The organism is Acinetobacter sp. IK40, assembly GCF_035615075.1.
Classification (GTDB): Bacteria; Pseudomonadota; Gammaproteobacteria; order Pseudomonadales; family Moraxellaceae; genus Acinetobacter; species Acinetobacter courvalinii.
In genome coordinates this window covers 327452-353278 of record NZ_JANBOE010000003.1, presented here as the reverse complement: position 1 = coordinate 353278, position 25827 = coordinate 327452, and the positions used below count along the sequence as shown (strand labels likewise).

Genomic DNA, 25827 nt, shown 5'->3' with positions numbered 1-25827 from the left:
AAAGGCGTTAAACTGCTGGAAAATGATGGATCAGCATCCGCTAAATCATAACTTAAGGCAGAATTGAGCATTTTATGACAGTCGAACTCGATGATTTTGATCAGAAAATTATTCATCACTTACAAATGAATGGACGTTTGGCCAATCAGGAACTGGCTGAACTGGTAGGTTTGTCGACCTCGCAATGTTCACGCCGTCGTGTGCAGCTGGAACAGAAAAAAATCATTACCGGCTATTATGCGCAAATTGCATTGAGCGCTGATCCTGCGCCAATCATGGGCATTATTGAAGTGAAATTACAGAATTATCATGATGCGACCCATGATCGTTTTGTGGAGTTTCTTCTGAATGAACCGGCAGTGAAAGACATTCATAAACTGACCGGAAGTTATGATTTTGCCCTGAAAGTTGCGGTGAAAAATCTGGATGAAATGGTCAAATTGATCGGTATTCTTTCTTCTCAAACCTTTGGCGTCAGCAATCTGAATACTTCGATTGTTTTGGAAAAGCTCAAGGAAAACGGGATCGCGATTAAATAAAAACGGATTTCCCATCAACGGGGAGCAAGCGCTGATTGCAAATAGGCTGTTTATATCGAATGGCTTATTTTGAATATAAATTGCATTTATGGCAAAAATATAAGAATAAATTGCGTATTTAGAATAAAAATGATCAAATATGCCGCCCTTTCTTTGAAAGGCGTCTCTCCCTTCTGCTGTTCCGTGATTGAGTTGTATCTTTATGAATACCGAGCAAAATGTATCTCTGGTCAGTCCAGTCGTGCCTATTATTGACCAACATTCCAAAATTGAAGATGCGTTGGCACTGTTGACGGGAACATTTATCCTTTCTTTTGCCATGACCTTATTACAGCAAGCCGGCATTATGACGGGTGGTACAGCAGGTCTGTCTTTGCTACTGCATTATATTACCGACATCAAATTTGGTATTTTATTTTTCTTTATCAATATCCCGTTCTATTATTTTGCCTATAAGAAAATGGGGATGGCATTGGTGGTAAAAACCTTTATCGCTGTTGCCTTATTGGCCGGGTTTACTGCCCTCATTCCGCAATTTTTTCATCTCTCTGACGTTCATCCGATTTATGCGGCGATTTTTGCCAATGTCTTGATGGGAGTGAGTTTCCTGATTTTATTTAGACATCGTTCCAGTTTAGGCGGTATCAATTTACTGGCTTTGTATTTACAGGAACGCTTCAACATTCCAGCAGGTAAGGTACAGTTGGGAATTGATCTGGCAATTTTGCTCACGTCACTGCTATTTGTCGACTGGAAGTTGATTCTGGTTTCTATTATGGGCGTGGTTATTCTTAATTCGATTATTTTGCTGAATCATAAAACCACACGCTATATTGCATAAAATTATTTTAAATTATTGTTTTTATATGAATTAATAAACTGTAAAAGCAGAGAAGAAGGGCGAACCCTTCTTCTCTTTCTATTTTTACTCTACCGTTACGCTCTTGGCAAGGTTACGCGGTTGATCGACATCGGTCCCACGTAATACGGCCACATGGTAAGACAACAGCTGTACCGGGACGCTGTAAACGATCGGTGCTAACCATTCATTGACAGCTGGAACATGCACAACATGCTGACGGTCTTTGCCATGGATACCGCTATTTTCATCTGCGAAAACAAACAATTCACCGCCACGGGCCTGTACTTCTTCCATGTTCGATTTGAGTTTGTCGAGCATGTCATCCTGCGGAGCTAAAATGACCACCGGCATTTCATTATCTACCAAAGCCAGTGGACCATGCTTCAATTCACCTGCGGCATAGCCTTCAGCATGAATATATGAAATTTCTTTTAGCTTCAATGCGCCTTCAAGTGCAATTGGGAAATGCGTACCACGACCCAAGAACAGGCAGTGATTTTTTTCAACGAACAGCGCAGACAAACGCAGAATTTCAGTATCACCCTGTAAGGTATCCAAAATCACTTTCGGGCAGTGCCATAATGCAGTGGTGATTTCATTGAGCTGTGCATCAGACAGGCGTTGTTTCACCTGACCGATTTTCAGGATCAATAACATCAATGCTGCAAGTTGCGTAGTAAAGGCTTTGGTTGAAGCTACCCCGATTTCAGGGCCCGCCAGTGTCAGTAAATGATGATCTGTTTCACGGACCATAGAGGAGGTCGCAACGTTACAGATGGTCATGGTGCTGATGGCAATGTTATTGGCTTTGGCACGTTTTTGGGTTTCACGTAATGCAGCCAGGGTATCTGCCGTTTCACCAGATTGAGAAATACAGATATACAAGGTATTTGCCACAATCACAGGGCTGCGGTAACGGAATTCGCTTGCGATTTCAACCTGGCACGGTACGCCAATTAATTGTTCAAACCAGTATTTGGCAATCATGCCGGCATGGTAGCTGGTACCACAGGCAATAATTTGAATTTGCTGGATTTTATTGAAATCTGCATCGGCATGATTGAGGAAATCTTCGCGTAAGCTATTGCCATTCAATGCCTGAGAAATAGTTTGCTGAATCGCTTCAGGTTGCTCATAAATTTCTTTGAGCATGAAGTGCTTATATTCACCCTTAGACGCATTGCTAACGGTCGCATCTAATTCCTTGACCGGACGCTGTACAGGCTCGCCGTTAACAAAAACTTCAATACTGTTACGGGTTAAGCGTGCAATATCGCCTTCTTCTAAATAAACGAAGCGATTGGTCACAGGTAATAAGGCCAACTGGTCAGAACTGATAAAGTTCTCGCCGATACCGACCCCAATCACCAGTGGTGAACCTTCACGTACGGTGATCAACTCGTCTGGGTGGGCGGTATGCACAATACCCAGTGCATAAGCACCTTTCAGGCGAGGAGTAATCTGTTGTACTGCTTCTAGCAGACTATCGGTTTGCTTGAGTGCATCATTCACCAGATGCGCCACAACTTCGGTATCGGTTTGTGAGGTAAAGACATAGCCCAAAGCTTGTAATTCGTCTTTAAGTTCTTGATAGTTTTCGATAATACCGTTATGGACTACTGCAACATTGCCAGAAACGTGCGGATGCGCATTGTTTTCAGTCGGCTTGCCGTGGGTTGCCCAACGGGTGTGTGCAATCCCTACATTGCCGGTTAAATGTTGTTCTGCTACAGCTTCAGCCAGATTAGCCACTTTACCCACGCGACGTTCACGCAAGATTTGCTGTTTATTCAATAAGGCTAAACCTGCAGAGTCATAGCCACGATATTCCAGACGCTTGAGACCTTCGATCAGAATCTCGGTTACACAACGTTCAGCAACGCCACCAACAATACCACACATAATTTTATCCTCTTATTTTTTCAGTTTTTGGGGACGTTGATAATCCGCTTTTTCAAACTGCTTTGATCGTTCCACAGCCAAACTACGCTCAGCTACATCTCGTGTTAAGGTAGATCCCGCACCTGTAGTCGCACCCTGACCGATTCTGATCGGTGCAACCAGTGAGTTATTGGTTCCAATAAAGACATGATCTTCAATGATGGTACGGTGTTTGTTGGCACCGTCATAGTTGCAGGTAATGGTGCCTGCACCAATATTACAGCCTGCACCAATGTCAGCATCACCTAGATAAGTGAAATGATTGGCCTTAGAACCCAGACCGATATTGGAGTTCTTGACTTCAACAAAGTTGCCGATATGGACGTCATTGGCAAGATTGGCGCCTGGACGTAAGCGTGCGAAAGGCCCAATCTGGGTATTCTCGCCAACAACCGCATTTTCAAAAATACTGTAGGCTTGTACTTTGGTTCCGGCAGCGATACGGGTGTTTTTTAAGATACAGCCTGCACCGAGCTGGACGTTATCACCCAGTTCACAGTCACCTTCAATAATGACATTGATATCAATCTGCACATCCTGACCGCACTTGAGGTTGCCACGTAAATCAAAACGATTCGGGTCAATCAAATGCACGCCCTGTTCCATCAGTTCTTTGGCTTGCTGTTGCTGGAATTGACGTTCCAAAGTCGCCAGCTGGAGACGGTTATTGACACCATCCACCTCAAAGGCTAGTTCTGGTTCAACTGAGGCAACTTCCAGACCGTCCGCAATGGCCATTGCCACAATATCGGTCAGATAATATTCGCCTTGGGCATTTTCATTGGAAAGTTGAGGCAACCACTGATGCAGTTTTGCGTTGCTCACCGCATAAATACCCGTATTAAATTCTTTAATCTGGCGTTGTGCCTCGCTGGCATCTTTATGCTCAACAATGGCCTGGATTTTACCGTCTTGACGGACAATGCGGCCATAGCCTGTGGCATCTTCTACGGTCAGTGTTACCAGGCCAATGCCGGTCTGTGTAGCGGCATCTAATAATTTTTGGAGGGTATTGGCATGAATACACGGAACATCACCGGATAAAATCAGCGAAATACCCTCTTGTGGTAGTACTGGTAAGGTCATTTGGACCGCATGGCCGGTACCTAATTGTTCTGCTTGCTCAACCCATTCAACCTGTTCAGTTGCAAAGCGTTGTTGAACCAGCTCGCCGCCATGTCCATAAATCGTAATAATATTATCGGCATGTAACTTTTTAGCGGTCTGGATCACGTGTCCAAGCAATGGACGTCCTGCAAGTGGTTGTAATACTTTTGGTAATTTTGAACGCATTCGCGTTCCTTTTCCTGCTGCAAGAATAATAACAGTTGTTGACATAACTAACTCTAATTCAATGGCTTAAGTCAAAATATAAAAATGGATAATAAAAATACATAATGCTGCCCAGAGACCTGCAATCAGATCATCCAGCATGATTCCGAAGCCGCCAGAGACTTTCTGGTCTGCCCAGTTGATCGGGAAAGGTTTCCAGACATCAAATATACGGAATAGAATGAAACCGGCAATGACCCATACCCAGTTTACTTGTTGTAAATAAAGTAAAGGCAGCAGAGTAATGGATTGTCCTGCAAACTCGTCCCATACAATACGTCCATCGTCGTGAACGTTGATCACTTTTGCGGTATGTCCACAGATGTAAATACCAATCAAGGACATGAAAATCACGATAATAATGCTGGCAGGCAGACCGAGATAAACCCAGAGCGGGGTAAATAACAGGGCAAAGGCCGAACCAAATGTCCCCGGTGCTTTAGGCGCTAAACCAGAACCGAAACCGACACCGCAAAACACGATGAAACGGTCAAACCAAGTCATTTGGTTAAAGTGAATGGGAGGTTTATGCAAAGTGTTGGTATCCATGAACATGTAACGGGCAGGGTTTGCCCTGATACTCAAATAACAATCCAGTTTGTTGGGTAATTTCGCCAATTATTGTAATCGGAACATCTAATTGTTGTCGCGACAGTTCTTTAAAGTTTTGCGGTGATATTGTAAAGCATAATTCGTAATCATCACCGCCAGCAAGGGCATAATGCCAAGCCTGTTGCAGATCGAGTTGTTTTAGTGATGAATCCAACGGAAATTGGTCGAGCTGTAATTTTGCACCGACATTGGATGCCTTGAGAATATGACCCAGATCCTGAGCCAGGCCATCGGACACATCAATCATGCTGGAGGCCAGGCCTTTCAACTGCTGGCCGAGTTGGCAGCGTGGTGTTGGATAATCCAGACGTTGTTGCAGGGCATGTCCAAGATGTTGCAAGCCAAAGGCTGCGTCTCCGACTTGTCCACTGACACAAATATAGTCGCCAACCTGAGCACCTGCACGCGTGATAGCCTGACCATGCTCAATCCAGCCTAGAGCAGTCACACTGATAGTCAGTTGGGTACTTTGGGTGGTATCGCCCCCGATCAGGCTGACCCCAAATTGATCGCAGCAATCGAAAAGTCCCTGGCTAAATCCGGCCAGCCAGTCATGATCTACGGTCGGTAAGCTGAGTGCCAGTAAAATACTGTGGGGTTTTGCGCCCATGGCCGCCAGATCCGATAAATTGACGGCGACACTTTTCCAGCCAATCGCATGCGCTACAGTATCTAGAGGAAAATGTCGGCCAGCAACCAGTGTATCTGCACAGATCACCAATTGTTGTGAGGGAGGGGGAGTGACGATGGCTGAGTCATCACCGATGCCTAAACTTACATCTTGAGTAGATGTGCGCTTAAAGTAACGCTCAATAATGGAAAACTCAGCCATACAACATCAAGCCTATTATTTTGCTTGTTGTTTTTCAGCTTCACGAAGTTTTGATGAAAGACGGTCTAATACACCATTGATGTATTTATGGCTGTCTGCACCACCAAAGTGTTTCGCTAATTCAATTGCTTCATCAAGTACAACACGATACGGCACTTCGAGATGATCGCGGAGTTCATAAGCGCCTAAACGCAAAGTTGCAAGCTCTACACCATCTAGGGCAGATAACTCACGGTCAAGTACCGGGATGAGGAGCTCATCTAAAGCTTCATGTTGAGCAACCACTTGAGTGAGCAATTCATGATAATAGTTGAGGTCAACTTTGTGCATCGCATTTTCAACACGCGTGCGTGCTTCAATTTCGTGTACAGGGTTATGACTCATTTGCCATTCATAAATCCCTTGTACAGCAAAACGACGTGCTTTGCGTTTCGCTGCATAAGCGGCCTGAAGTGTTTGCGACATGCTTTAAATTGCCTTTAATAAGTTAACCATTTCGATTGCAGTCAATGCAGCTTCGCTACCTTTGTTACCTGCTTTCGTACCAGAACGTTCAATTGCTTGTTCAATGCTGTCTGTTGTCAAGACACCATTGATCACTGGCATTGTGCTTTCAAGTGCAACCACACCTAAACCTTTCGCACATTCGCCTGCAACAAAATCAAAATGTGGTGTGCTACCACGAATCACTGCACCTAAGGCAATGATGGCATCAAATTTATTTGAAGCCGCTAATTTTTTCGCAACGATCGGCAGTTCCCATGCACCTGGCGCATGAATAACCGTAATCGCATCTTCTGAAACGCCATGACGTTTTAACGTGTCGATTGCGCCTTCAAGTAAATGTTCAACCACGAAGCTGTTGAAACGACCGACTAAGATCGCATAACGACCTTCGCTTGCGAGATGTAATAAACCTTCAATACGGCGAATTGCCATAGCAACCTCGATTATTTTGCTGTGATTTGATCGGCAGTGATGTATTCCACTACCTCTAAATTAAATCCTGACAAGGCATTGAAACGAAGTGGAGAACTCAACAACTTCATTTTCTCAACACCCAAGTCACGTAAAATCTGTGCACCGACACCAATGGTCTGGTATTGATGAGACAGTGCGGCATTCGATTTCAGCGGTTTTGGCTGATTCAAACTATTTAAAGCCGGACCTAAATCTTCGAGATGATCCTGACCGATCCAGACCAGCACGCCACGATCACTTGCAGCAATGGTTTTCATGGCCAGATCAAGATTCCATGCCGGTGAACCGTCTGCTTTATTCAGCTTTAACAAGTCACGAATCGGGCTGAAACCATGCACACGCACGGTGGTGACACCTTGTTTCGGTTCACCTTTGACCAAGGCAACATGAATGTCCGGATTACCGATTTCACGGTATTTGTACAATTCAAATGCGCCGTATTCAGTTTCGATGCTTTCTTGAGACAAACGTTCAACGGTTTGCTCATTGGTCATACGGTAATGAATCAGGTCTGCAATGGTCCCAATTTTTAAACCATGTTTTTCTGCAAACACTTCCAGATCAGGGCGACGTGCCATGGTACCGTCATCATTGATAATTTCACAGATCACGGATGCCGGTTCAAGACCTGCCAAACGGGTTAAATCACAACCTGCTTCGGTATGACCTGCACGGTGTAACACCCCCCCCGGTTGGGCCATCAATGGGAAAATATGCCCTGGCTGTACGATATCACTTGGCTTGGCATGGGCAGCTACCGCGGTACGAATGGTATGCGCACGTTCAGCTGCTGAAATACCGGTGCTAATGCCTTCTGCTGCTTCAATGGAAAGCGTGAAGTTGGTCGCGTGCTGTGCGCCGTTCTGATCTACCATTAATGGCAGATTGAGTTGCTTACAACGCTCGCGGCTTAAGGTCAGGCAGACCAGACCACGTGCATGGGTAATCATGAAGTTAATATCTTCAGGGCGAACATGCGTTGCGGCGATGACTAGGTCACCTTCATTCTCACGATCTTCATCATCCATCAGGATGACCATTTTGCCTGCACGAATATCTGCGACAAGCTCTTCAACACGACTCAGCGGCATTCGCTTTCACCTTTGATGTTGCCTTTTAAGGCTCTAGTATTCGATAAATCTGGCATAGTTTACCGCATTTTAAAAAATTTCGCCTGTGCTTCTTGATCAATTCAAATATGCCATGTGCAAAAGCAGATATTGGCTTGATCTGAACTGGTGGCCTTGTACTTTTTCAGCTGATTTTATGATGAATGTAGAGTGGAAAAAAATAAGGCTTTGTCATTTCACAAAGCCTTATTTAAATTTAAGCTGCGATGCTTGAATCAGGATTCAGTCGCTGCTTTGGCTTTTTTGCCCATCAGGATTTCAGTACGTAGCGTCTGTGCTACGGTTGCACAGGCTTCATTCATACCGTTAATCATGAATGCATGGCGGGTCATGATGTTGCTTGGGTTTGGCATCGCCACCAGTTCATAATTATTCTGAATGGTTTTCAGCTGATCATGATTCAGGTGTAAAGCCGCTTCTTTGGCATGTAGGTGTTGAGTTAAACGTTTCGCTGCTTCAACCGCATCCAGCTGCATGGCATCCACCGCGCCAGCAACCGCACCACGGGTTTGCAAGGCAAAACGTTTATCTTCGCGGTAACGTTTATACAGGACATCCGACAACAGCTGGAACACGGCACCGACCATCATCAGGCACTCGAGTGCTTGAGCGTGTTCTGTGTTGGTGGTGAGGGTAGCACCTTCGCTATCAAACTCTTGCGTCACCTGAATTTTAGCGGCATCGATTTGATAATGCTTGGCACATAAATCGATACTTTTATCCAGAAACAACTGGCACAGTTTAAAATACGGCACCGATACAGACTGGTTGACACTGTTCAGCAGTTGTTTTGGATCATAGAACTGAATGTTCAAAGCCAGGGCCTGATCATCCAGTTGAACCGCTTCTGCCGGACGCTTCTCGACGCGGGCCTTGCTTTGTGTTTTGGCCTGCTGTTGGGCCTGAGCGACCAACGTTACGGTATTTTGTTTTTCCAGCGCCAAGGCCTGAGTTAAACGTTGAATTTCATGCTTAAGATGATTTTCCTGATTAATACGGGCCAGATATTCACTGCGGGTTGGACGGGCAATGGCACGATAAGCCAGCCAGATCAGGCCATGAATAAATAACGACACTAAAATCGCTAACCACTGGGTACGTAAGATTTCACCGATACTAGGCTGGATCAGGGTAATTTCAACCGTGCCAACCTTTTTCTCGTTTTGCAATGCATCACGAACAAATACTTCGCCTTGGCGGGTTTTTGACATACCACTTGTAGCAAGCACTTGCTTATTGGCATCCAGAATACGAATCGAAGCAACACTTGGATTGGTGGCATAACGATTCGCGACCAGTGCCAAAGAAACGGTATTGGCGGGTTCCAGTTCCGAAAGCGTATCTGCCACTAACTGACTGGTCATCAGTTGCCCTTGGCTGGCGCGGTTTTCATTGAGTTGATGTGTCGTTGCAATCACCAATAAAAAGGTATGCAATGCAAAACTTACGATCAGTAGGCTAGCAAATAGCCCTTGGCGAGGCGCATTCAAGTTAAACTTCCAAGGCAAATAGATTTAGGTTCGGTTATGTTATGATTCTTACATACAATAGTTGTCGCTCAACCACGAGTCAATTCATGCGAGAAATCATTCTTATATCCTTTCTAGGACCCGATCAACCGAATCAGTTTACTCGATTAATGCAGGTACTATCCGTACATTCTTTGCAAATACTTGATGTAGGTCAGGCCGTTATCCACAATCAACTGACCCTCGGGATCGTTGTTGCATCGGATAATGAGACTGCTACTGCATTGGCAATGAAAGAGATCCTGATTTTAGCACATGATATTGGCCTAACAGTGCGATTTAAACCAATCTCCAACGCAGAATATGATCAATGGGTGAGTGAAGGCGGACGAACCCGTTATATCGTGACCGCACTGGCTCCGGAACTTACTGCTGCGCATTTGCAGGCGGTGACAAAAATCGTGTCCAGTCAGGGTTTTAATATTGAAACGGTCACGCGCTTGTCCGGACGTCTGGAACTGGATACCGAGAGTCCTTTCCCACGCCGGGCCTGTGTTCAGTTTGGACTGAGTGGGCAGATGCTCGATGCGCAAGCCATGCGTGCAGCCTGCTTGAGCTTGTCAGGTGAGTTGAATATTGACGTGGCGGTACAGGAAGATAATGCCTATCGCCGTAATCGTCGTCTGGTCTGCTTTGATATGGACTCTACCCTGATTGAGCAAGAAGTGATTGATGAACTGGCACTCGAGGCGGGTGTAGGTGCCAAGGTGGCGGAAATTACCGAGCGTGCCATGCTGGGTGAGCTGGATTTCCAGCAAAGTTTCCGTGCCCGTGTTGCTTTACTCAAAGGTCTGGATGCTTCAGTTTTACCTAAAATTGCAGAACGGCTAACCGTGACTGAAGGGGCGGAGCGCCTGATTTCAACCTTGAAAGCCTTAGGATACAAGACCGCAATTTTATCGGGTGGGTTCCAGTATTTTGCTGAATACCTGCAAGCAAAATTAGGAATCGATGAAGTACATGCCAATATTCTCGACGTTGAAAATGGTGTGGTGACAGGTGAGGTCAAAGGCGCCATTGTCGATGGTGCGCGTAAGGCTGAACTGCTTCGCCAGCTAGCGGAGAAAATGGGCATTTCTTTGGAACAGGCCATGGCAGTGGGCGATGGTGCCAACGATTTACCGATGCTCTCGATTGCCGGTCTCGGGGTGGCATTCCGTGCCAAACCTTTAGTTCGCCAAAATGCCAATCAAGCCATTTCCAGTGTGGGTTTAGATGGTGTTTTGTACTTGTTGGGTATGCATGATAAAGACTTGAATCGCGCTTAAGACAGCAATTTGGGGTGTGGAAATAGGGTCGCTTTTTAAGCGGCCTTATTCATTTTTAACACGTCATGATTCCGTCATATTTATGTCTAAATGTATAGAAAAACAACGATAAAAAATTTCTGAAAAAAGTTTTTTTAAGCCTAAAAACATCGATAGTTTTTTGTAATGACACGCCGCAATTGATGCTATATGGAGATTTGGGACTTTTGTAATTTTAAAAAATGTAATGACAAAAGCATATTGCGACAGCTTATGTCGTAAGGTTAATTTCAGGCTCTTTTTTTCTAAAAAAAACCCTCCATAATGCATACAGACGTTAATGCAACACCAAGTACTGTTTGAGATTACAGAACAATATAGAGGTCTGGACACAATGACAGACCATCCTTTTTAAGACGGAGGTTTCTATGGAAGCAGCGAATTTCACCATGTTGGTTGGATTTGGCTTAATCGCTGTCGCAATTATTGCTGTTTTCTTTTCTCCTTATCGTCGTTGGTTAGGTTTTATGTTGGCAGGTATGCTGTGCTGGGGACTGTTAGAAGTGGTACGCTTTGGTGCGCAAACCATATTCGAGATGTCCGTCGCCTATAGCTATCTCACCGCCTTGAGCCTTGCGATGATTATGGTTACATTTATTCTATTACGTGAAGATAAACAGGCACAAAAACAACTGGCGAATCGTCAGTATATTGAACATACCCCGGTTTATAAGGATGACCAGCAACAATGTTCTAGCAGATAAATTATAATAATATGAACAACATCAAAGGCATGCTCAGCATGCCTTTTTTGTATTAATTTTCTGCAACAAAGCTTTTACAGACAACTGGACAATTATGCTAGGATACTGTTGTCTTAAATTTCATCATAATACTGTAGGCATAATTGTCATGAAGCTTTCTTCTTTACCTGTGGTTAAGTTACCGATCGTTGATGTCAGCACGGATCCATTGGATTTGTTGGTGGCAGGTTTAGCGTTACGTATGAAGCAATTGGCACGCACTAGCCCAAAGTTTATTGAATTGGTTCATGACCGTGAGTTCCGTATCCAGATCGGTACTGATGCCGGCTTTGCCCGCCAGATTATTGTGAATCGTGGCAAAATTGATACGGTCGCTGGTCAACCGGAACAGGCTGATTTTATTCTGCAGTTTGCTTCAAGTGAGCAAGGTGTAAAAACCTTGTTGAAAGGTGACCCGACTGCATTTATGACTGGTATGCAGGATGGCAGCATTAAAATGGAAGGGGACTTCAGCTTATTGGTATGGTTTAACCAGGCCGCAAAACTGATTCCACCTAAAGTGCCAAAACCGGTAAAAGAAAAAATCCGTCAGGCACGTGCATTTATTAAAGAAAAAACAGGCAAATAAAAATGTCCTAAAAAAACTCCCATTTCGGGAGTTTTTTTATATCTTTAAATTATTCAACTTCCAGATTAAAGGTCACTGGTCCGTCATTGATTAAATGAACTTTCATGTCTGCTGCAAAAATTCCTGTTTGCACATGACTGAATTGTTGACGGGTATATTCCACCAACTGCTCATACAGTGCCTTGGCTTGGGCTGGCGGCATGGCTGGACCAAAGTCTGGACGTAAGCCTTTTTGAGTTTGGGCCATCAAGGTAAATTGAGAGACCAATAAAATCCCGCCATTGGCCTGACCGACATTCCAGCCCATCTTGCCTTGCTCATCATCAAAAATCCGGTATTTCAGAATCTTGTCAATCAGCTTCTGGCCTTTCTCTAAGGTATCTTCCTTGCCCAGTCCCAAGAACACCAGTAAGCCTTGTTGAATCTCACCTGTCGTTTCGCCCTCAACGACCACTTTGGCTTCGAGGACGCGTTGAATTAATGCGCGCATAAAATTAAAGATTAAATGTTCAGTCAGTTGCGCAGTCTAGCAGATTTAATGAGGTTACAGCGTGACCCAAGAAAAGGCTCCGCAATGCTTGATCTTATTTTTCGATTTGTTTTATTAAAATTATCTTTTTTATCTATTGTTAAATTGTTTGTATAGTCCCCGTGCAGGAAAGGTATTTGATTTTGGATTTAACAGTATGTTTAAACGAACGTTTTTATTCACAATAATGGCAGCAATGTTAGGCACCGCGTATGCTGCTCCTTTAACAAAAGACAATGGTGCACCTGTCGGTGATAACCAGAACTCAACCACAGCTGGCGCGAATGGTGCAACCTTGTTGCAAGATGTCCAGCTGATTCAAAAATTACAGCGTTTTGGCCGTGAACGTATTCCTGAACGTGTGGTTCATGCACGTGGTACAGGCGTATACGGTGATTTCGTTGCAACAAAAGATTTGTCGGATTTAACTGTTGCGTCTATGTTTAAAGCGGGGACCACCACACCTGTTTTTGTTCGTTTTTCTACCGTGATTCATCCGAAAGGCTCACCAGAAACGGCACGTGATCCACATGGCTTTGCCGTGAAGTTTTATACCCAGCAAGGCAACTGGGATCTGGTCGGCAATAACTTGCCGGTATTCTTTATCCGTGACGCAATCAAGTTTCCTGATTTTGTCCATGCGATGAAGCCCGATCCGGTGACCAATGTGCAGGACCCGAACCGAATCTTTGATTTCTTAAAAAGCCAGCCATGGTCAATCAATATGTTGACCTATGTCTATTCCAATCTCGGGACACCGGAAAGTTACCGTACGCTGGATGGTTTTGGTGTGCATGCCTTTAAACTTTATAACGCCAAAGGCGAGTATAAATACGTCAAATTTAACTGGCGTTCGAAACAGGGCCTAAAAGGTCTGAATCTGGATCAGGTGAAAGAGGTACAAGGCCGCGACTGGAATCATCTGACCAATGATATGTATAAAAATGTCTATGCCGGAAACTACCCGAAATGGGACTTGTACATTCAGGTGCTTGATCCAAAAGATCTGGATAAATTTGATTTCAATCCATTAGATGCGACCAAAATCTGGCCTGAGTCGTTGGTACCTGAAATGAAAGTCGGGACCTTGACCCTAAACCGGATGCCGAAGAACTTCTTCCAGGAAACCGAACAGTCTGCTTTTGCACCCGGTAACCTGATTCCGGGCATCGAGCCATCGGAAGACCGTTTACTGCAAGGCCGTATCTTCTCGTATTCAGATACCCAGATGTACCGTTTAGGTGCGAATCATCAGCAAATTCCAGTGAACCGTCCTCGTGTTGCGGTAAACAACAACAATCAGGAAGGGGCAATGAACATGGGACAAACCGAGTCTCATGTCAATTATGAACCAAGTACGATTGAACCGAAGCCATCAACCGAGATTGCGCGTGCAGTTGCTACGCCACTCGAAGGCACGGTTATGCAACAGGCGATTCAAAAACAGCAGCCATTTAAACAGGCGGGTGAGCTTTACCGCAGTTATTCGGCGGTTGAAAAGAATGACCTGATCCGTAATCTGGCAGCGGATCTGGGGCAAGTCAAAGATGTAGAAACCAAAACCATTATGGTGTCTTACTTCTATAAGGCCGATGCCGATTATGGTACGCGTCTTGCCAAAGCGGTGGGTGTAAACCTTAAAAATGCGCAAGCCAAAGCAGCGCAGTTGAAAGACCAGTAAACGCTTTTATTGATGTGGTAACAGGTGCCTGAATGTTACCCCCAGAAAGTCCTGTAACCTCAATAGCCTTTCCTGCACCTAGGGCGAGTGTTACAGGCACTCCTTATTTAGATTTTTGAGGAATGCTCATGATCCATTTACGTTCGATCTTGTTTGCTGCGTGTTTGCTTTGCAGCAGTGTGGGGACTTCTGTCTATGCCGCAGTGCCATCTGCCACAGCCAACGGATCAGATGAAGTGATCGAGCTGTTCTTTTCTGCGGCCAAAGTGGGAAATACCGTAGTCCTACACGAGTTTTTAAAGCACGGCTTTCCGATTGATGTACAGGACCATTCGGGTTATAGCGCTTTAATGATGGCGAGTTACTATGGTCAGAAAGATGCAGTCAAACTGTTGCTGCAACAAGGGGCCAACCGGTGTCTCCGGGACAAGCGCGGACATACCGCACTGATGGCTGCAATCGTGAAAGCCGAGTGGAGTATCGCCAAGCAGTTGCGTCAGGTCGATTGTGATCTCAATGCCGCCACAACGGGTCAACTTACTGCAGAACAGTTTGCGCTACAGTTTGGACAGCAGCAGCGTTTAAAAGATATCCAGCCATCGCAATAAAAATAATACGCCCATATGCTAACGCTTTGAATTTAAAAAGTTGTCCTGCTTTTGCTGTTGTGAAAAATCATGCATTGCAATCGACAGACTCATTTCTGTGCAAAAGTATGCTTTAATGCGAGAACGAGAATAGATCCTAGTCAGTCATGTCTACACCCATTATTCAATCTTTACTTGATACCGACTTATATAAATTCACCATGTTGCAGGTGGTGTTACATCAGTTTCCACAAACGCACAGTGTGTATTTATTCCGTTGTCGAAATCTGGAAGATACGGTTTATCCACTGGTTGAGATTCTGGATGACTTAAACCAGCAGTTAGACTGGTTATGTGAATTACGTTTTGCCGAAGACGAGCTGCAATATCTGCGCTCGTTACGTTTTATTAAAAGTGATTTTGTTGATTATCTGGAACTGTTTCAGCTCAAACGTCGCTTTATTCAGGCCAGTATTGATGAGGCGGGTCGACTGGATATTCGGATTGAAGGGCCTATGGTTCAGGCCATGATGTTTGAGATCTTTGTGCTAGCGATTGTCAATGAACTGTATTTCCGCCGTATCCGCAGTGATGAGGTTCTGGCAGAAGGCGAACGTCGTTTACAGCAAAAATTGGTACAACTGCAACACTATGCCCAAGAACAACAACAGAATGATCCTCCCTTTTTAGTGTCTGATTTTGGGACACGCCGTCGCTATAGCTTTGAATGGCAAAAACATGTGGTGCAAGCGTTTCATGCTGCGGCACCCAAGGTATTTCGTGGTACCAGTAATGTGCTGTTAGCGAAACAGTTAGGAATTAGCCCGATTGGAACCATGGCACATGAATTCCTGCAGGCTTTTCAGGCGCTTGATGTACGTTTGCGTAATTTCCAGAAGGCTGCTTTAGAAGCTTGGGTACAAGAATATCGGGGTGATCTCGGGATTGCTCTGACCGATGTAGTCGGCATGGATGCATTCTTACGCGATTTTGATTTGTATTTTGCCAAGCTGTTTGATGGTTTACGTCATGACAGTGGTGACCCGTATGAGTGGGGAGATAAGGCGGCTGAGCATTATCGTAAACTCAAGATTGATACCAAGACCAAGATGCTAACCTTTAGTGATGGCCTGAATCTGGAAAAAGCCTGGTTATTGCATCAATATTTTAAAGACCGTTTTCAGGTGAGTTTTGGGATTGGCACCAATTTAACCAATGATATGGGGCAGAAGCCGTTGAATATTGTGTTGAAATTGGTGGAGTGTAATCGTCAATCCGTGGCAAAAATTTCAGATAGCCCGGGTAAGACCATGACCGATAATGATACCTTCTTGGCATATTTGCGTCAGGTGTTTGAAATTGAGGAAGTTGAGTAGAGACATTGCAGTGTCTTACCTAATTCTCATTCATTTTCAGGATAGACCTTCGGTGAGTTACTTTGGTTTTGCCCAAAGTAACCAAAGGCATTTGTTGAACTGACGGCACATCCTTGATGCCGCAGTTCAACGGGCGGCATCCATGCCGCCTCCGCACCAGTAAATTTTCTCGATAGATTTATATGGCTAACTTTCGCAATTGTCAGTAAATTTTATACTTTTAATCCATAATCTTTAAACTTTTTGCTATATCTCCTTTTCTGCTAAATCAATGCAAAAAATCAGACAAAGATAAAAAGTCGGCTATGCTAAAATTACGCATAAGGCGGATGACAAAACAGCATAACAATGACTGACGTAGATTTTAAACTGGGTTTACTGATTGAACCTGAACAACTCGTGCCCTATTTAGGACATGAGCGAATTCGTATTGTCGATTTAAGTCGTGCATCGGTGTATGAACAACTGCATATTCCTCATGCGATCCATTTGCAGCCTAAATATCTGGTGGCACAACAAGAACAAGCCAATGGGGTATTGCCAGACTTAGAAGGGTTACAGGCGCTCATCGAGAAATTGAATATTTCACCGCAACATCACTTGGTGGTATATGACGATGAAGGCGGTGCCTGGGCTGGACGATTAATATGGAATTTACATTGTCTAGGCTTCCAGCATACCAGTCTGATTAATGGCGGCATTCATGGTTGGCTCGGCGCTGGATTACCGACGACGGCTGAAGTCGATCCGGTGAAACCCGTTGCGGAACTATTGCCGATTGATTTAGCCACTGTCCAGCAATATCGGGTCGAATATCAGGAATTACTCAATCAAGTTGAAGAACAGAATATTCAACTGTGGGATTGCCGTAGTAATGATGAATATACGGGCTTGCGTCTGGCTGCGCGACGCGGCGGTCACATCCCAAATGCACTGCATTTTGAATGGAGTACTGCCCTAAACCGTGAAAATCATCTAAAATTACACCCGCTTGAACGCACACAACAACGTTTAGAACAATTAGGCTTTAATTTACAACAACCTGTGGTGGTGTACTGTCAGTCTCACCATCGTTCTGGCTTGGCGTATATTCTGGCAAGGTTGCTTAACTGGCCAGTCAAAGCCTATGATGGTGCGTGGAGTGAGTGGGGCAATCGCCTCGATAGTCCTATTATTTCAGGAGAGTCGCCGTTGTGAGTTTTGCAGCAGATTTAAAAAAACAATTATTTATCAAAGCACAAAATCTTGTGCCGCAACATCAACTCAGCCGTGTGATTGGCAAGGTTGCCGCAAGTGAAAATCTTTTGGTAAAAACTGCTGTTATTCAGGCATTTAAAGCCAAATATGGAATTGATATGAGCATTGCTGAACAAAGCAATGCGCAACACTATAAATCATTCAATGAATTTTTTACCCGTGCGTTAAAAGAGGGTGTCCGTGGCATTGATGAACAGGCAGATAGTATTGTTTGTCCTGCCGATGGTGCAATCTCACAGCTCGGTAAAATTGTAGCGGGTGATATTTTTCAGGCCAAAGGTCAAAGCTTTTCAGTGGAAAAGTTGATTGGTGATCCGCAGTTAGCCAAACCTTTCCATGAAGGGCAGTTTGCGACCGTCTATTTGTCACCTAAAGATTATCACCGTGTGCATATGCCTTTGGCAGGCACCTTGACCGAAACTTTATATATCCCAGGCGAATTATTTTCAGTCAATCAAGTGACTGCTGAAAATGTACCGGGCTTGTTTGCGCGTAATGAGCGTATGGTCTGCTTATTTGATACCGAACTGGGTCGTATGGCAGTGGTTCTGGTGGGTGCAATGATTGTCGCTGGAATTGAAACCGTTGCGACAGGTAAGGTAAAACCGACAGGCCGTGTCGAGTTACAGCATCATCAAATGCCATTGGATAAAGGTGCGGAATTAGGTCGTTTCTATCTTGGCTCAACTGCTGTGATTTTATTTGAAAAAGATAAAATGGTTTGGGAAGAGCAGTTTAAAGCCAATTCGACTGTGGTGATGGGTGAGCGTTTAGGTCATTCGGTTTAATTGATAAAATTGTAAAAAAGCCCCAAAACTGGGGCTTTTTATTTATATGCAATATCTTATATATTTTGTACCACTAGAAATAAGCTTAGATAATTTAAAATAAAGGTGAATAATGATGAAAGACTTAATACCTCAATTTTCTTTTTTTGAATTTTTAGGAATTTTAACTTCGGCAACAATATTAGGTAATTACTTACTAGACCGGCCCTTAATCAATATTACCGTTTTCATGCTGTATTGTTTTTTTGCAGCAGGGCTAGCCAGCTTAAATTTTTACTTAAGTTATAAAAGCAATTCCAAGATTAAGAATGAGTTTTGATTTTTATTATGTTTTATGTGCTCTAGATTAAATAATATGATTGAAGATATAAGATATTTAATTATTTTCGCAAAAATTGCTGAATTTGGTTCAATATCCAAAGGAGCCAAAGCACTAGGCCTGTCGACGGCAACGGTGAGTATGCATCTCGCCAAGTTAGAGAAAAATTTGGAGTGTGCCTTATTTTATCGTAATACACGAAAAATGACCTTAACACATGATGGACAAAAACTTTTAGAAACGGCCAAAGGTATGCTGGAAACCTATGAGACAGGTATTTCAGACTTTAAACAACGTTCTATTCTTAGAAAGACACAATTGCATATCTCCATCCCAGCAGTTTTTATCCATAGCGAGTTTATGCAATGTATTACCACATTTTTTGAGGCATATAAGGACTTAACTGTACACATTACTTGTGATGATAGCAGAACAGATTTGATTGCTGAAAATGTGGATATTGCTTTTCGAATTGGTGAGCTTGCAGATAGTTCATTTAAAGCTCGTTATCTGTTTCCCTTAGCCCGAAGTATTGTTGCGACCCCGGATTTTTTACGTCAGTATCCGCCCATTACTCATCCAAAACAGCTGATCAATATGAAATGGCTGGGTTTGAGTATGAGAAAAAATAAACGAATATTACGGCATCGACATACAGGAGAAGAGGTCGTAATCTCATACCAGCCTCATATTTATGTGAATAATGTTGATGCTGCTTATCGGCTGGCAAAATTAAATGCAGGACTGGCAGCACCTCCTGATGAATTAATTCAAGCTGATCTTGATCAGCAAAATATTGTAAGAGTGCTACCGGATTGGATACTTGAACCCTTGAGTGTGTATGCAGTTTGGCCTGCGAATATACCAATTAATGGTATTGCCCATGCTTTAATTGAGCGAATTTATCAATCATTTAATTCCCCAATAGTTGGATCAGCATAAAGATGGATAGTATGATTAAAGATCCGCCCATCAACATATTCAGGAGCCTGAGCTGATATGAGTTGGTTAATATTTTTGCGAGTTTATGCCCTGATACACCCCAAATAATGAAACAGAGATAGCAAGTAACGAAATAAATAAGAATAAACAGAACAAGAGGAAAATAACTGATGGGTGAGGTGAATAAGGAGATGCCCGAGAGACATGCAATCCATGCTTTAGGATTGAGCCATTGTAAGAGGAATCCCTCTGTAAAACTGGCAACAGATATATTATTTACAAGCTCAATCTCTGGTTTAGAAAGTATAATTTTTTGCCCCATATAAAAAATAAATAATGCACCTGCACATTCTAGTATTTTGAAAAAAATAGGATAATGGCTAAGAATTTGGCTAAATCCAAAGCCTAAAAATATTAATAACAAGGTAAAGCCAAGCGTTGCTCCTGAAATAAAGGGTAGTGTTTTTCGAAATCCATGCATTAAGCTGGTTGAAAGAATTGTAATATTGATTGGTCCTGGTGAAATGGACATTGTAAGTGAAAAAATAAACATGCTTATAAGAACAGAGAGTGACATTATTTTGAAATCAATTATTAAAATCCAATGATATAGCGTAATTCAAATAAGATTAGACGGGTTTTATCAAAAACTGATTTTGATTTTTTGATGTACAGTTTTGTGATTACAGCACTCTAACAATCAATTTGATTATTCTAAAAAATTAACCTGAAACTGAATCGTGAGTCTTTCAAATGGTGAACTTGGGCGAGTTTTTTTATTATTCGCGGTGAAAAGGCCTGAGACAGTGGGATAAAGGAGAAGAATTCCTAAGCATAGTTAGAAAAGATCGTCTTTGCCCGCTCATGGAAAGAGCATGACGCCGTAAAATTAGCTCTGTATGGTGTGTTATTACAATACCTGATGGATGTGAAGGGACATGTCGTGCAGATTCTGAAAGACAAGTTGAAACTTGGAAATTTGATCTATCATTAAAATTGAGTCCATAACTTATGATGAGATATGTAGCTATAGTGTTTTTATTCCTGTCAGGTATAGGTGGGTATACGATTGATAAATTTGGTCAAGATTTATGTATCAATGAATATATCGCTATAGGAACTATTACCTATTTTAAAGAATTAAATGGGGTTTCCGCTAATGATCCATCAATGTTAGCGGCGTGCGGTGTAGTATCTATTATTTTTTCAATAATTTTAATCTTCATAAAAAACAAATGCTTTTATGTAGCTATGACATTTCTACTACTTGTTTTAGAATTGATTCTATTAAATATGATCGAAACCGTATCTTATAAAGAAATTATTTATGACTCAATTACGCAGTGTGCTAATTATTCAGTGCTGATATGCATTACTTTTCAGGCTGCATTCTTAATATCCAGTTGTTTTTATCTTTTTAAAAGGAAATAAAGTTTATTTAACTTTGATGGACTTTAACCCAAACCTGTACGCTTTTACTTACATCAATCAAGGTCAATGTCCCATGTTCAACCCAACCTAAATTGCCTAATATGAACTCATCAGGAACAGGAAGTTCCAGAACATAAAACAAAAATGATAAGTTCAGGCATCAGGATGTGAGATATGACAGGAGTTGTATCTAGTGAAAGGAATACGAAAAAGCCCGACAGGATGTCGGGCTTTTTTCATTTTATTTTTTTAGAGTGCTGTTTAATTGATTGGCTTGGCATTGTAATACGCATGAATTGAGGCGGCACAGCGGTCAATCAGCAGGTCTTCATCCTTTTTCCAGATCAGTTTCACTTCACTGAGTGTATTCTCGTCCTGAATTGGAATAAGCCTGACATTACTCGGCAGAATCACTTTAAATTCTTCAGGCACAATACAAATGCCAAAGCCATTGGCGACCAGTTCCAGTTGAGACCTTTTCCTTGAATAAATTCGGGTTCTTTTCGGAGAAAAACCATTGACCAGACATAAGTTGGCAGCTAGATAGCTTAGGCCACCACGCGCTTTATGCGGTACAGAAACAAAATTCAATGCTGCTAATTCACGTATCGAAATATTTTCTTTTTCACTTAAAATCGGATCGGCAATATGGGCGGCCACATATAATGGGGCAGTGTATAAGCTAATCGAATTGACCTCATCTAAATTGTGATAAATCGGTGGCCGGATAAAACCCAGATCAATACTGCCATCTAATAAATATTCGAGCTGTAATTCAGAGGATAAAGTATTCATTTCAATATCAATATTATGGGTGTCACACAGCTGCTCAAAGACTTCCAGTTTGTTCTGATCCAGTACGATACTGCTGGAATGGGCAATTTTAATAATTCGGCCTTCACCCCGACTGATACTTTGGGCACTGACAATGGAACTTTTTAAATGATCAAGATTGGTTTTTAAACTTTTATATAGTGCTTCACCTGCAACCGTAAGTTTTATCTTCTTTTCAGAGCGGTCGAAAACCTCAAAGCCTAATTCTTCTTCTAAATTTTTAATTTGCCTGCTCAGTGCTGATTGGGCAATAAACAGCTTCTCCGAAGCGGCAATAAAGCCACCGGTTTCGACAATCGTGATTAGATAATTGAATTGTTTTAATGTCCACATATCTCAAAATTAGATCAGTACCAGCTTTTTCTATATTAGATGAGATGGGAGAAATCTTATATCTTTTTTATAGGTTCTTGATTCAGGTGGCTGAAAATGACGATGAAAAACAAGATTGTGACCTTGATTGCTGCAGTAATGATTTGTTTATTGGTGCAGAGCTATGACCATTATATGGGCATACAGCCGATCTCACAGCAGACTGATTTATCAGGAGATTAGGTAAATCTTCGCATCATGTTTGATGTCATGACCAATTTTATAAATGAGATGAGCGCATGGCGATGTACGTTTTTGCTTACACTGATTAGAGGAAATATCCCATTTTCAACCCAAGCTGAATTGCCTAATATGAACTCATCAGGAACAGGAAGTTCCAGAACATAAAACAAAAATGATAAGTTCAGGCATCAGGACGTGAGGTATGACAGGAGTTGCACCTAGTAACGAAATACGAAAAAAGCCCGACAGGATGTCGGGCTTTTTTTATTCCATATTGATTTGTTTGGTCCAGAGTTCAATCAGCATCTGGATGGTCTGGCTTAAAGGTTTGTGGCTCGGCCAGATGGCGTGAATCGGCATATCCAGTCGATTGGTGGTGTCATGAAATTCCAGTCGAACCAGACTGCCTTGAGTAAAATGTTCTTGCACGGTCGAAAGTGGAAAGTTTCCCCAGCCAAAGCCCTGTTCCACCATATTAATTGCCATCAATAAACTATCGCTATACCAGTAAGAATCAGAGACCAGGACCCGACTATCCGGGAGAGGGTAGTGTTTGCTGGCGATAATAATCTGTCTGAGTTCAGAGAGCATGGTCAATTCATTTTTATGATTGTCCTTGAGCTGTTGTGCACCTTGAGGAGAAATTGCTGCAACAAATTTTTCAGTTCCTAAAAGTCGAAAGCGCTCATTCCGGTCGAGCTCGGATGAGCTATAGGCAATATACAGATCAATTTCATTGTGATGTAAGCGTGCTTTTAATTCTTGTTGTGGCGCACTGACCATTTCAATGTCCAGTAGCGGATAGCGTTGCAGCAGATGGGCAATAGCAGGCAACAAAAGTTTCTGGTTGACGTCTGCAGCCACACCAATTGCAATACGGGTTTCCAGTCCTGTTGAAAGTTCAGTTAAATGCATTTCCAGCTGGCGCAGTTTAGTCACAATCAATCGGGCGTGTGGCTCGATGGATAAGGCAATGTCAGTGGGCGCAAGATGATTTTTACTGCGTTCAAATAATTTTAAATTTAGTTCCGCTTCTAAATTGGCAATCGCCATACTGACGGCAGAAGGTACCCGATTCAGTGCCCGGGCAGCCGCTGAAAAATTTCCTCGATCAATAATTTCAAGAATCAGCTCAAGCTGTTCACTGGTCAATTTCATTTTAATTCACTTGTCAGTTGTACTGATAACGATTGACTTTTTTTATCAAAATTAAAGCGTAAAATCCACTCATTATTGATTTTAAGGTGTGGTCATGCAAGGAACCAAGAGAAGAGTCACTTATGTGTTTTTCTATGAAGTTTTTAGCTTTTTTATCTGTGCAATGGTGCTGGCAGTGCTGTCAGGTACCACCATTAGTCATACCGGGCCTTTGTCGATCTTGATTGCAGTCATCGCCGTAACCGTGAACTTTTTTTATAACTATGTGTTCGAGATGTGGGAAAAAACCCAAACCTCGAAAAAGCGTACCGTGTTAAGACGTATTGCGCATGCGATTGGCTTTCAGATTGTACTGGTGATGATTTTGATTCCGTTGATTGCATGGTGGATGCAAATCAGTTTAGTTAAGGCGTTCTTGCTGGACTTCAGTCTGATGGTGCTGATCCCATGTTATACCTTTGTTTATAATTACTTTTTTGATCATATCTTTGGCTTACCCAGTCATTTGCTCGAGTCGACAGAGCTTAATGCAAACGCCAGTCACTGATTGCTATGATCCAGAATTGAAAAAGCCGATCCAGAAGGGTCGGCTTTTTTTATTGAAGCTAAAATTTATAGCATGCGATACAGACGTTCTTTCGGGAAGATCGCGGTAAAGGTTGAGCCTTCATTTTCTTTAGAGGTGATTTCTAGATGTGCGCCATGTTGCATCAAGACGTGTTTGACAATGGCCAGCCCTAAACCTGTACCGCCGGTTTGACGGCTACGCGCGCTATCGACGCGATAGAAGCGTTCAGTCAGGCGTGGTAAATGTTTTGGATCAATGCCGATACCATTGTCCTGTACGGTAAAGGAAGCATGGTCACCCGCTTCATGCCAGCCAATGGTGATGATGCCTCCAGGCGGTGTATATTTAATTGCATTGGTAATTAAGTTGCTGAAGGCACTGGCAATTTCAATGTCCGAGCCAATCAGGTCACAATGGCTATCAATATCCAGATTTAAAGTATGACCATAATCCAGATTGTAGGCACGTGCATCATCAAAGATCTGGTTCATCAGATTGGCCATATCAATAATCTGATTTTTCGCGACTTTCTTATTATTTTCCAGATTGGATAACAACAATAAATCATTGACCAAGGCATTCATTCGTTTGGTCTGGGACTGCATTTGCGTAAAAGCACGTTTCCAGCGCGGTGTAATGTCATCTTGATCGGTAAAGGTTTCGATATAACCACTGAGTACGGTCAGCGGCGTACGTAATTCATGTGAAATATTATCGACAAAGTCTTTACGCATTTGTTCCAGATTATGGACGCGCGTGGTGTCATGTGCGACCAATAAACGACTTTCTCCCCCAAAACGGGTGAGTTTGACGTGCACATAACGCTCTTCTTCCATCTGCGCTTGCAAACGAATCCCATCAGGGGATTGATCTGGGTTGTTAAAATATTCAATAAAACTGGGCTGGCGTAAAATCGACAATAGGTTACGTCCGCGGTCCAAAGGACTAATCCCTAACAGCTTTTCGGCTGCGGGGTTCCACCATTCGATTTGATGTTGGTCATCAATCAGAACCACGGCTTCTGCCAGAGCAACCAGAGAAGACTGGGCTCGGTCAATGAGACCGACCATTTCCGCCTGAACAATGCGTTCCTGACGTTGTGCACGATAAACATTGAACAGCAAAGCGCCCCAGATCCCGTTTAAATTGGGTGGAACATCATAGGGACGGTTTGAAATCCATTCATTGACCAGATAAAGCGAGCGGAGCTGCAGGGCGAAAAACACCACAAAAGCAATAAAAATACAGCTCCAAAAGTAGCCAACCCCAAATCCAATTAAGCTTGCAATCAATAAGAAAAAAAGTAACAGCCTTAAATCTTGTTTTGCAAACGTCCATAAACTGCTGTAGCGAAAACGCTGGTGTTCACGTGCCAGTTCAGGGACCGGATAAGGTTCGTACATAA

Annotated in this window: 27 protein-coding genes; 14 read left to right on the top strand and 13 right to left on the bottom strand. The window is 43.0% G+C overall.

Translation table 11 applies throughout. The features are described 5' to 3' along the window. Nucleotides 1-74 precede the first annotated feature (74 nt). Entirely contained in the window at nucleotides 75-539 is a 465-nt protein-coding gene (locus tag MSG93_RS08005) for an Lrp/AsnC family transcriptional regulator (protein WP_005228065.1), read from the top strand. A 202-nt stretch (nucleotides 540-741) separates the two neighbouring features. After that, entirely contained in the window at nucleotides 742-1380 is a 639-nt protein-coding gene (locus MSG93_RS08000) for a YitT family protein (protein WP_005282267.1), read from the top strand. Between the two features lie 84 nt (nucleotides 1381-1464). On the opposite strand, the gene glmS is transcribed toward MSG93_RS08000, so the two are convergent. The 8 genes from glmS to MSG93_RS07960 form a co-directional block, all read right to left on the bottom strand. Continuing rightward, nucleotides 1465-3303, bottom strand: coding sequence for a glutamine--fructose-6-phosphate transaminase (isomerizing) (glmS, locus tag MSG93_RS07995; protein ID WP_005282269.1), 1839 nt, complete (start codon nucleotides 3301-3303; stop codon nucleotides 1465-1467). Nucleotides 3304-3315: 12 nt separating this feature from the next. Continuing rightward, nucleotides 3316-4680, bottom strand: coding sequence for a bifunctional UDP-N-acetylglucosamine diphosphorylase/glucosamine-1-phosphate N-acetyltransferase GlmU (gene glmU / locus MSG93_RS07990; protein ID WP_324621292.1), 1365 nt, complete (start codon nucleotides 4678-4680; stop codon nucleotides 3316-3318). Between the two features lie 21 nt (nucleotides 4681-4701). Then, nucleotides 4702-5223: a phosphatidylglycerophosphatase A gene (locus MSG93_RS07985; RefSeq protein ID WP_324621291.1), complete on the bottom strand. Its 522-nt coding sequence runs from the start codon at nucleotides 5221-5223 to the stop codon at nucleotides 4702-4704. Continuing rightward, nucleotides 5201-6118 (bottom strand): thiamine-phosphate kinase, encoded by a 918-nt coding sequence (thiL, locus tag MSG93_RS07980; protein WP_324621289.1) that lies wholly within the window; start codon nucleotides 6116-6118, stop codon nucleotides 5201-5203. Before thiL ends, MSG93_RS07985 begins: the two co-directional genes overlap by 23 nt. A gap of 15 nt (nucleotides 6119-6133) precedes the next feature. Then, on the bottom strand, nucleotides 6134-6583 hold the full coding sequence (gene nusB, locus MSG93_RS07975) for a transcription antitermination factor NusB (protein ID WP_005060316.1): 450 nt from the start codon (nucleotides 6581-6583) through the stop codon (nucleotides 6134-6136). Between the two features lie 3 nt (nucleotides 6584-6586). Continuing rightward, a complete protein-coding gene (ribE, locus tag MSG93_RS07970; protein WP_004659764.1) occupies nucleotides 6587-7057 on the bottom strand; it encodes a 6,7-dimethyl-8-ribityllumazine synthase in 471 nt (156 codons plus the stop codon). An 11-nt stretch (nucleotides 7058-7068) separates the two neighbouring features. After that, entirely contained in the window at nucleotides 7069-8190 is a 1122-nt protein-coding gene (ribBA, locus tag MSG93_RS07965; protein ID WP_005228053.1) for a bifunctional 3,4-dihydroxy-2-butanone-4-phosphate synthase/GTP cyclohydrolase II, read from the bottom strand. A 254-nt stretch (nucleotides 8191-8444) separates the two neighbouring features. Next, a complete protein-coding gene (locus MSG93_RS07960) occupies nucleotides 8445-9737 on the bottom strand; it encodes a hypothetical protein (protein ID WP_199973434.1) in 1293 nt (430 codons plus the stop codon). A 68-nt stretch (nucleotides 9738-9805) separates the two neighbouring features. Between MSG93_RS07960 and serB the strand changes: the two genes are divergently transcribed. From serB to MSG93_RS07945, 3 genes are all read left to right on the top strand, one after another. Then, nucleotides 9806-11026 (top strand): phosphoserine phosphatase SerB, encoded by a 1221-nt coding sequence (gene serB / locus MSG93_RS07955; protein ID WP_005228049.1) that lies wholly within the window; start codon nucleotides 9806-9808, stop codon nucleotides 11024-11026. 407 nt (nucleotides 11027-11433) lie between these two features. Then, nucleotides 11434-11769 (top strand): ciprofloxacin tolerance protein AciT, encoded by a 336-nt coding sequence (gene aciT / locus MSG93_RS07950; RefSeq protein ID WP_005228048.1) that lies wholly within the window; start codon nucleotides 11434-11436, stop codon nucleotides 11767-11769. A gap of 148 nt (nucleotides 11770-11917) precedes the next feature. Continuing rightward, entirely contained in the window at nucleotides 11918-12397 is a 480-nt protein-coding gene (locus MSG93_RS07945) for a hypothetical protein (RefSeq protein WP_005228046.1), read from the top strand. A 49-nt stretch (nucleotides 12398-12446) separates the two neighbouring features. On the opposite strand, the gene dtd is transcribed toward MSG93_RS07945, so the two are convergent. Further along, complete coding sequence (gene dtd / locus MSG93_RS07940) at nucleotides 12447-12887, bottom strand: D-aminoacyl-tRNA deacylase (RefSeq protein ID WP_009508821.1); 441 nt, start codon at nucleotides 12885-12887, stop codon at nucleotides 12447-12449. Between the two features lie 196 nt (nucleotides 12888-13083). Between dtd and MSG93_RS07935 the strand changes: the two genes are divergently transcribed. The 6 genes from MSG93_RS07935 to MSG93_RS07910 all read left to right on the top strand — a co-directional run bounded on the left by MSG93_RS07935 (nucleotide 13084) and on the right by MSG93_RS07910 (nucleotide 19876). Beyond that, complete coding sequence (locus MSG93_RS07935) at nucleotides 13084-14607, top strand: catalase (protein WP_324621283.1); 1524 nt, start codon at nucleotides 13084-13086, stop codon at nucleotides 14605-14607. A 128-nt stretch (nucleotides 14608-14735) separates the two neighbouring features. Further along, nucleotides 14736-15215: an ankyrin repeat domain-containing protein gene (locus tag MSG93_RS07930; RefSeq protein ID WP_324621282.1), complete on the top strand. Its 480-nt coding sequence runs from the start codon at nucleotides 14736-14738 to the stop codon at nucleotides 15213-15215. A 146-nt stretch (nucleotides 15216-15361) separates the two neighbouring features. Next, nucleotides 15362-16570 carry a nicotinate phosphoribosyltransferase gene (gene pncB, locus MSG93_RS07925; protein ID WP_005282293.1) on the top strand — a complete coding sequence of 403 codons (1209 nt, stop codon included), beginning with the start codon at nucleotides 15362-15364 and terminating at the stop codon, nucleotides 16568-16570. Between the two features lie 348 nt (nucleotides 16571-16918). Beyond that, nucleotides 16919-17767: a sulfurtransferase gene (locus MSG93_RS07920; RefSeq protein ID WP_324621281.1), complete on the top strand. Its 849-nt coding sequence runs from the start codon at nucleotides 16919-16921 to the stop codon at nucleotides 17765-17767. Then, the gene (gene asd / locus MSG93_RS07915) at nucleotides 17764-18615 is read left to right on the top strand and encodes an archaetidylserine decarboxylase (protein ID WP_324621280.1); all 852 of its coding nucleotides are present in this window, start codon (nucleotides 17764-17766) and stop codon (nucleotides 18613-18615) included. The genes MSG93_RS07920 and asd overlap by 4 nt, the downstream gene beginning before the upstream one ends. Before the next feature lie 355 nt (nucleotides 18616-18970). Beyond that, nucleotides 18971-19876, top strand: coding sequence for a LysR family transcriptional regulator (locus MSG93_RS07910; RefSeq protein ID WP_199949166.1), 906 nt, complete (start codon nucleotides 18971-18973; stop codon nucleotides 19874-19876). On the opposite strand, the gene MSG93_RS07905 is transcribed toward MSG93_RS07910, so the two are convergent. Then, nucleotides 19848-20453: a LysE family translocator gene (locus MSG93_RS07905; protein WP_199949165.1), complete on the bottom strand. Its 606-nt coding sequence runs from the start codon at nucleotides 20451-20453 to the stop codon at nucleotides 19848-19850. The genes MSG93_RS07910 and MSG93_RS07905 overlap by 29 nt on opposite strands. 434 nt (nucleotides 20454-20887) lie before the next feature. Here MSG93_RS07905 and MSG93_RS07900 point away from each other — a divergent pair, with 434 nt between their 5' ends. Next, nucleotides 20888-21307 (top strand): hypothetical protein, encoded by a 420-nt coding sequence (locus MSG93_RS07900; protein WP_202740328.1) that lies wholly within the window; start codon nucleotides 20888-20890, stop codon nucleotides 21305-21307. A gap of 261 nt (nucleotides 21308-21568) precedes the next feature. Here the strand turns inward: MSG93_RS07900 and MSG93_RS07895 are convergent, their stop codons facing one another. Then, the gene (locus tag MSG93_RS07895) at nucleotides 21569-22474 is read right to left on the bottom strand and encodes a LysR family transcriptional regulator (RefSeq protein WP_202740329.1); all 906 of its coding nucleotides are present in this window, start codon (nucleotides 22472-22474) and stop codon (nucleotides 21569-21571) included. 96 nt (nucleotides 22475-22570) lie between these two features. Between MSG93_RS07895 and MSG93_RS07890 the strand changes: the two genes are divergently transcribed. Next, nucleotides 22571-22696, top strand: a complete 126-nt coding sequence (locus MSG93_RS07890; RefSeq protein WP_009510212.1) for a hypothetical protein — start codon at nucleotides 22571-22573, stop codon at nucleotides 22694-22696. A 264-nt stretch (nucleotides 22697-22960) separates the two neighbouring features. Here MSG93_RS07890 and MSG93_RS07885 read toward each other — a convergent pair whose 3' ends face one another. Beyond that, on the bottom strand, nucleotides 22961-23854 hold the full coding sequence (locus MSG93_RS07885; protein WP_199949161.1) for a LysR family transcriptional regulator: 894 nt from the start codon (nucleotides 23852-23854) through the stop codon (nucleotides 22961-22963). A gap of 94 nt (nucleotides 23855-23948) precedes the next feature. On the opposite strand from MSG93_RS07885, the gene MSG93_RS07880 reads away from it, so the two are divergent. Further along, nucleotides 23949-24401, top strand: coding sequence for a PACE efflux transporter (locus tag MSG93_RS07880; protein WP_009510171.1), 453 nt, complete (start codon nucleotides 23949-23951; stop codon nucleotides 24399-24401). A gap of 65 nt (nucleotides 24402-24466) precedes the next feature. On the opposite strand, the gene phoR is transcribed toward MSG93_RS07880, so the two are convergent. Beyond that, the gene (gene phoR / locus MSG93_RS07875) at nucleotides 24467-25825 is read right to left on the bottom strand and encodes a phosphate regulon sensor histidine kinase PhoR (protein WP_004776329.1); all 1359 of its coding nucleotides are present in this window, start codon (nucleotides 25823-25825) and stop codon (nucleotides 24467-24469) included. Nucleotides 25826-25827 lie beyond the last annotated feature (2 nt).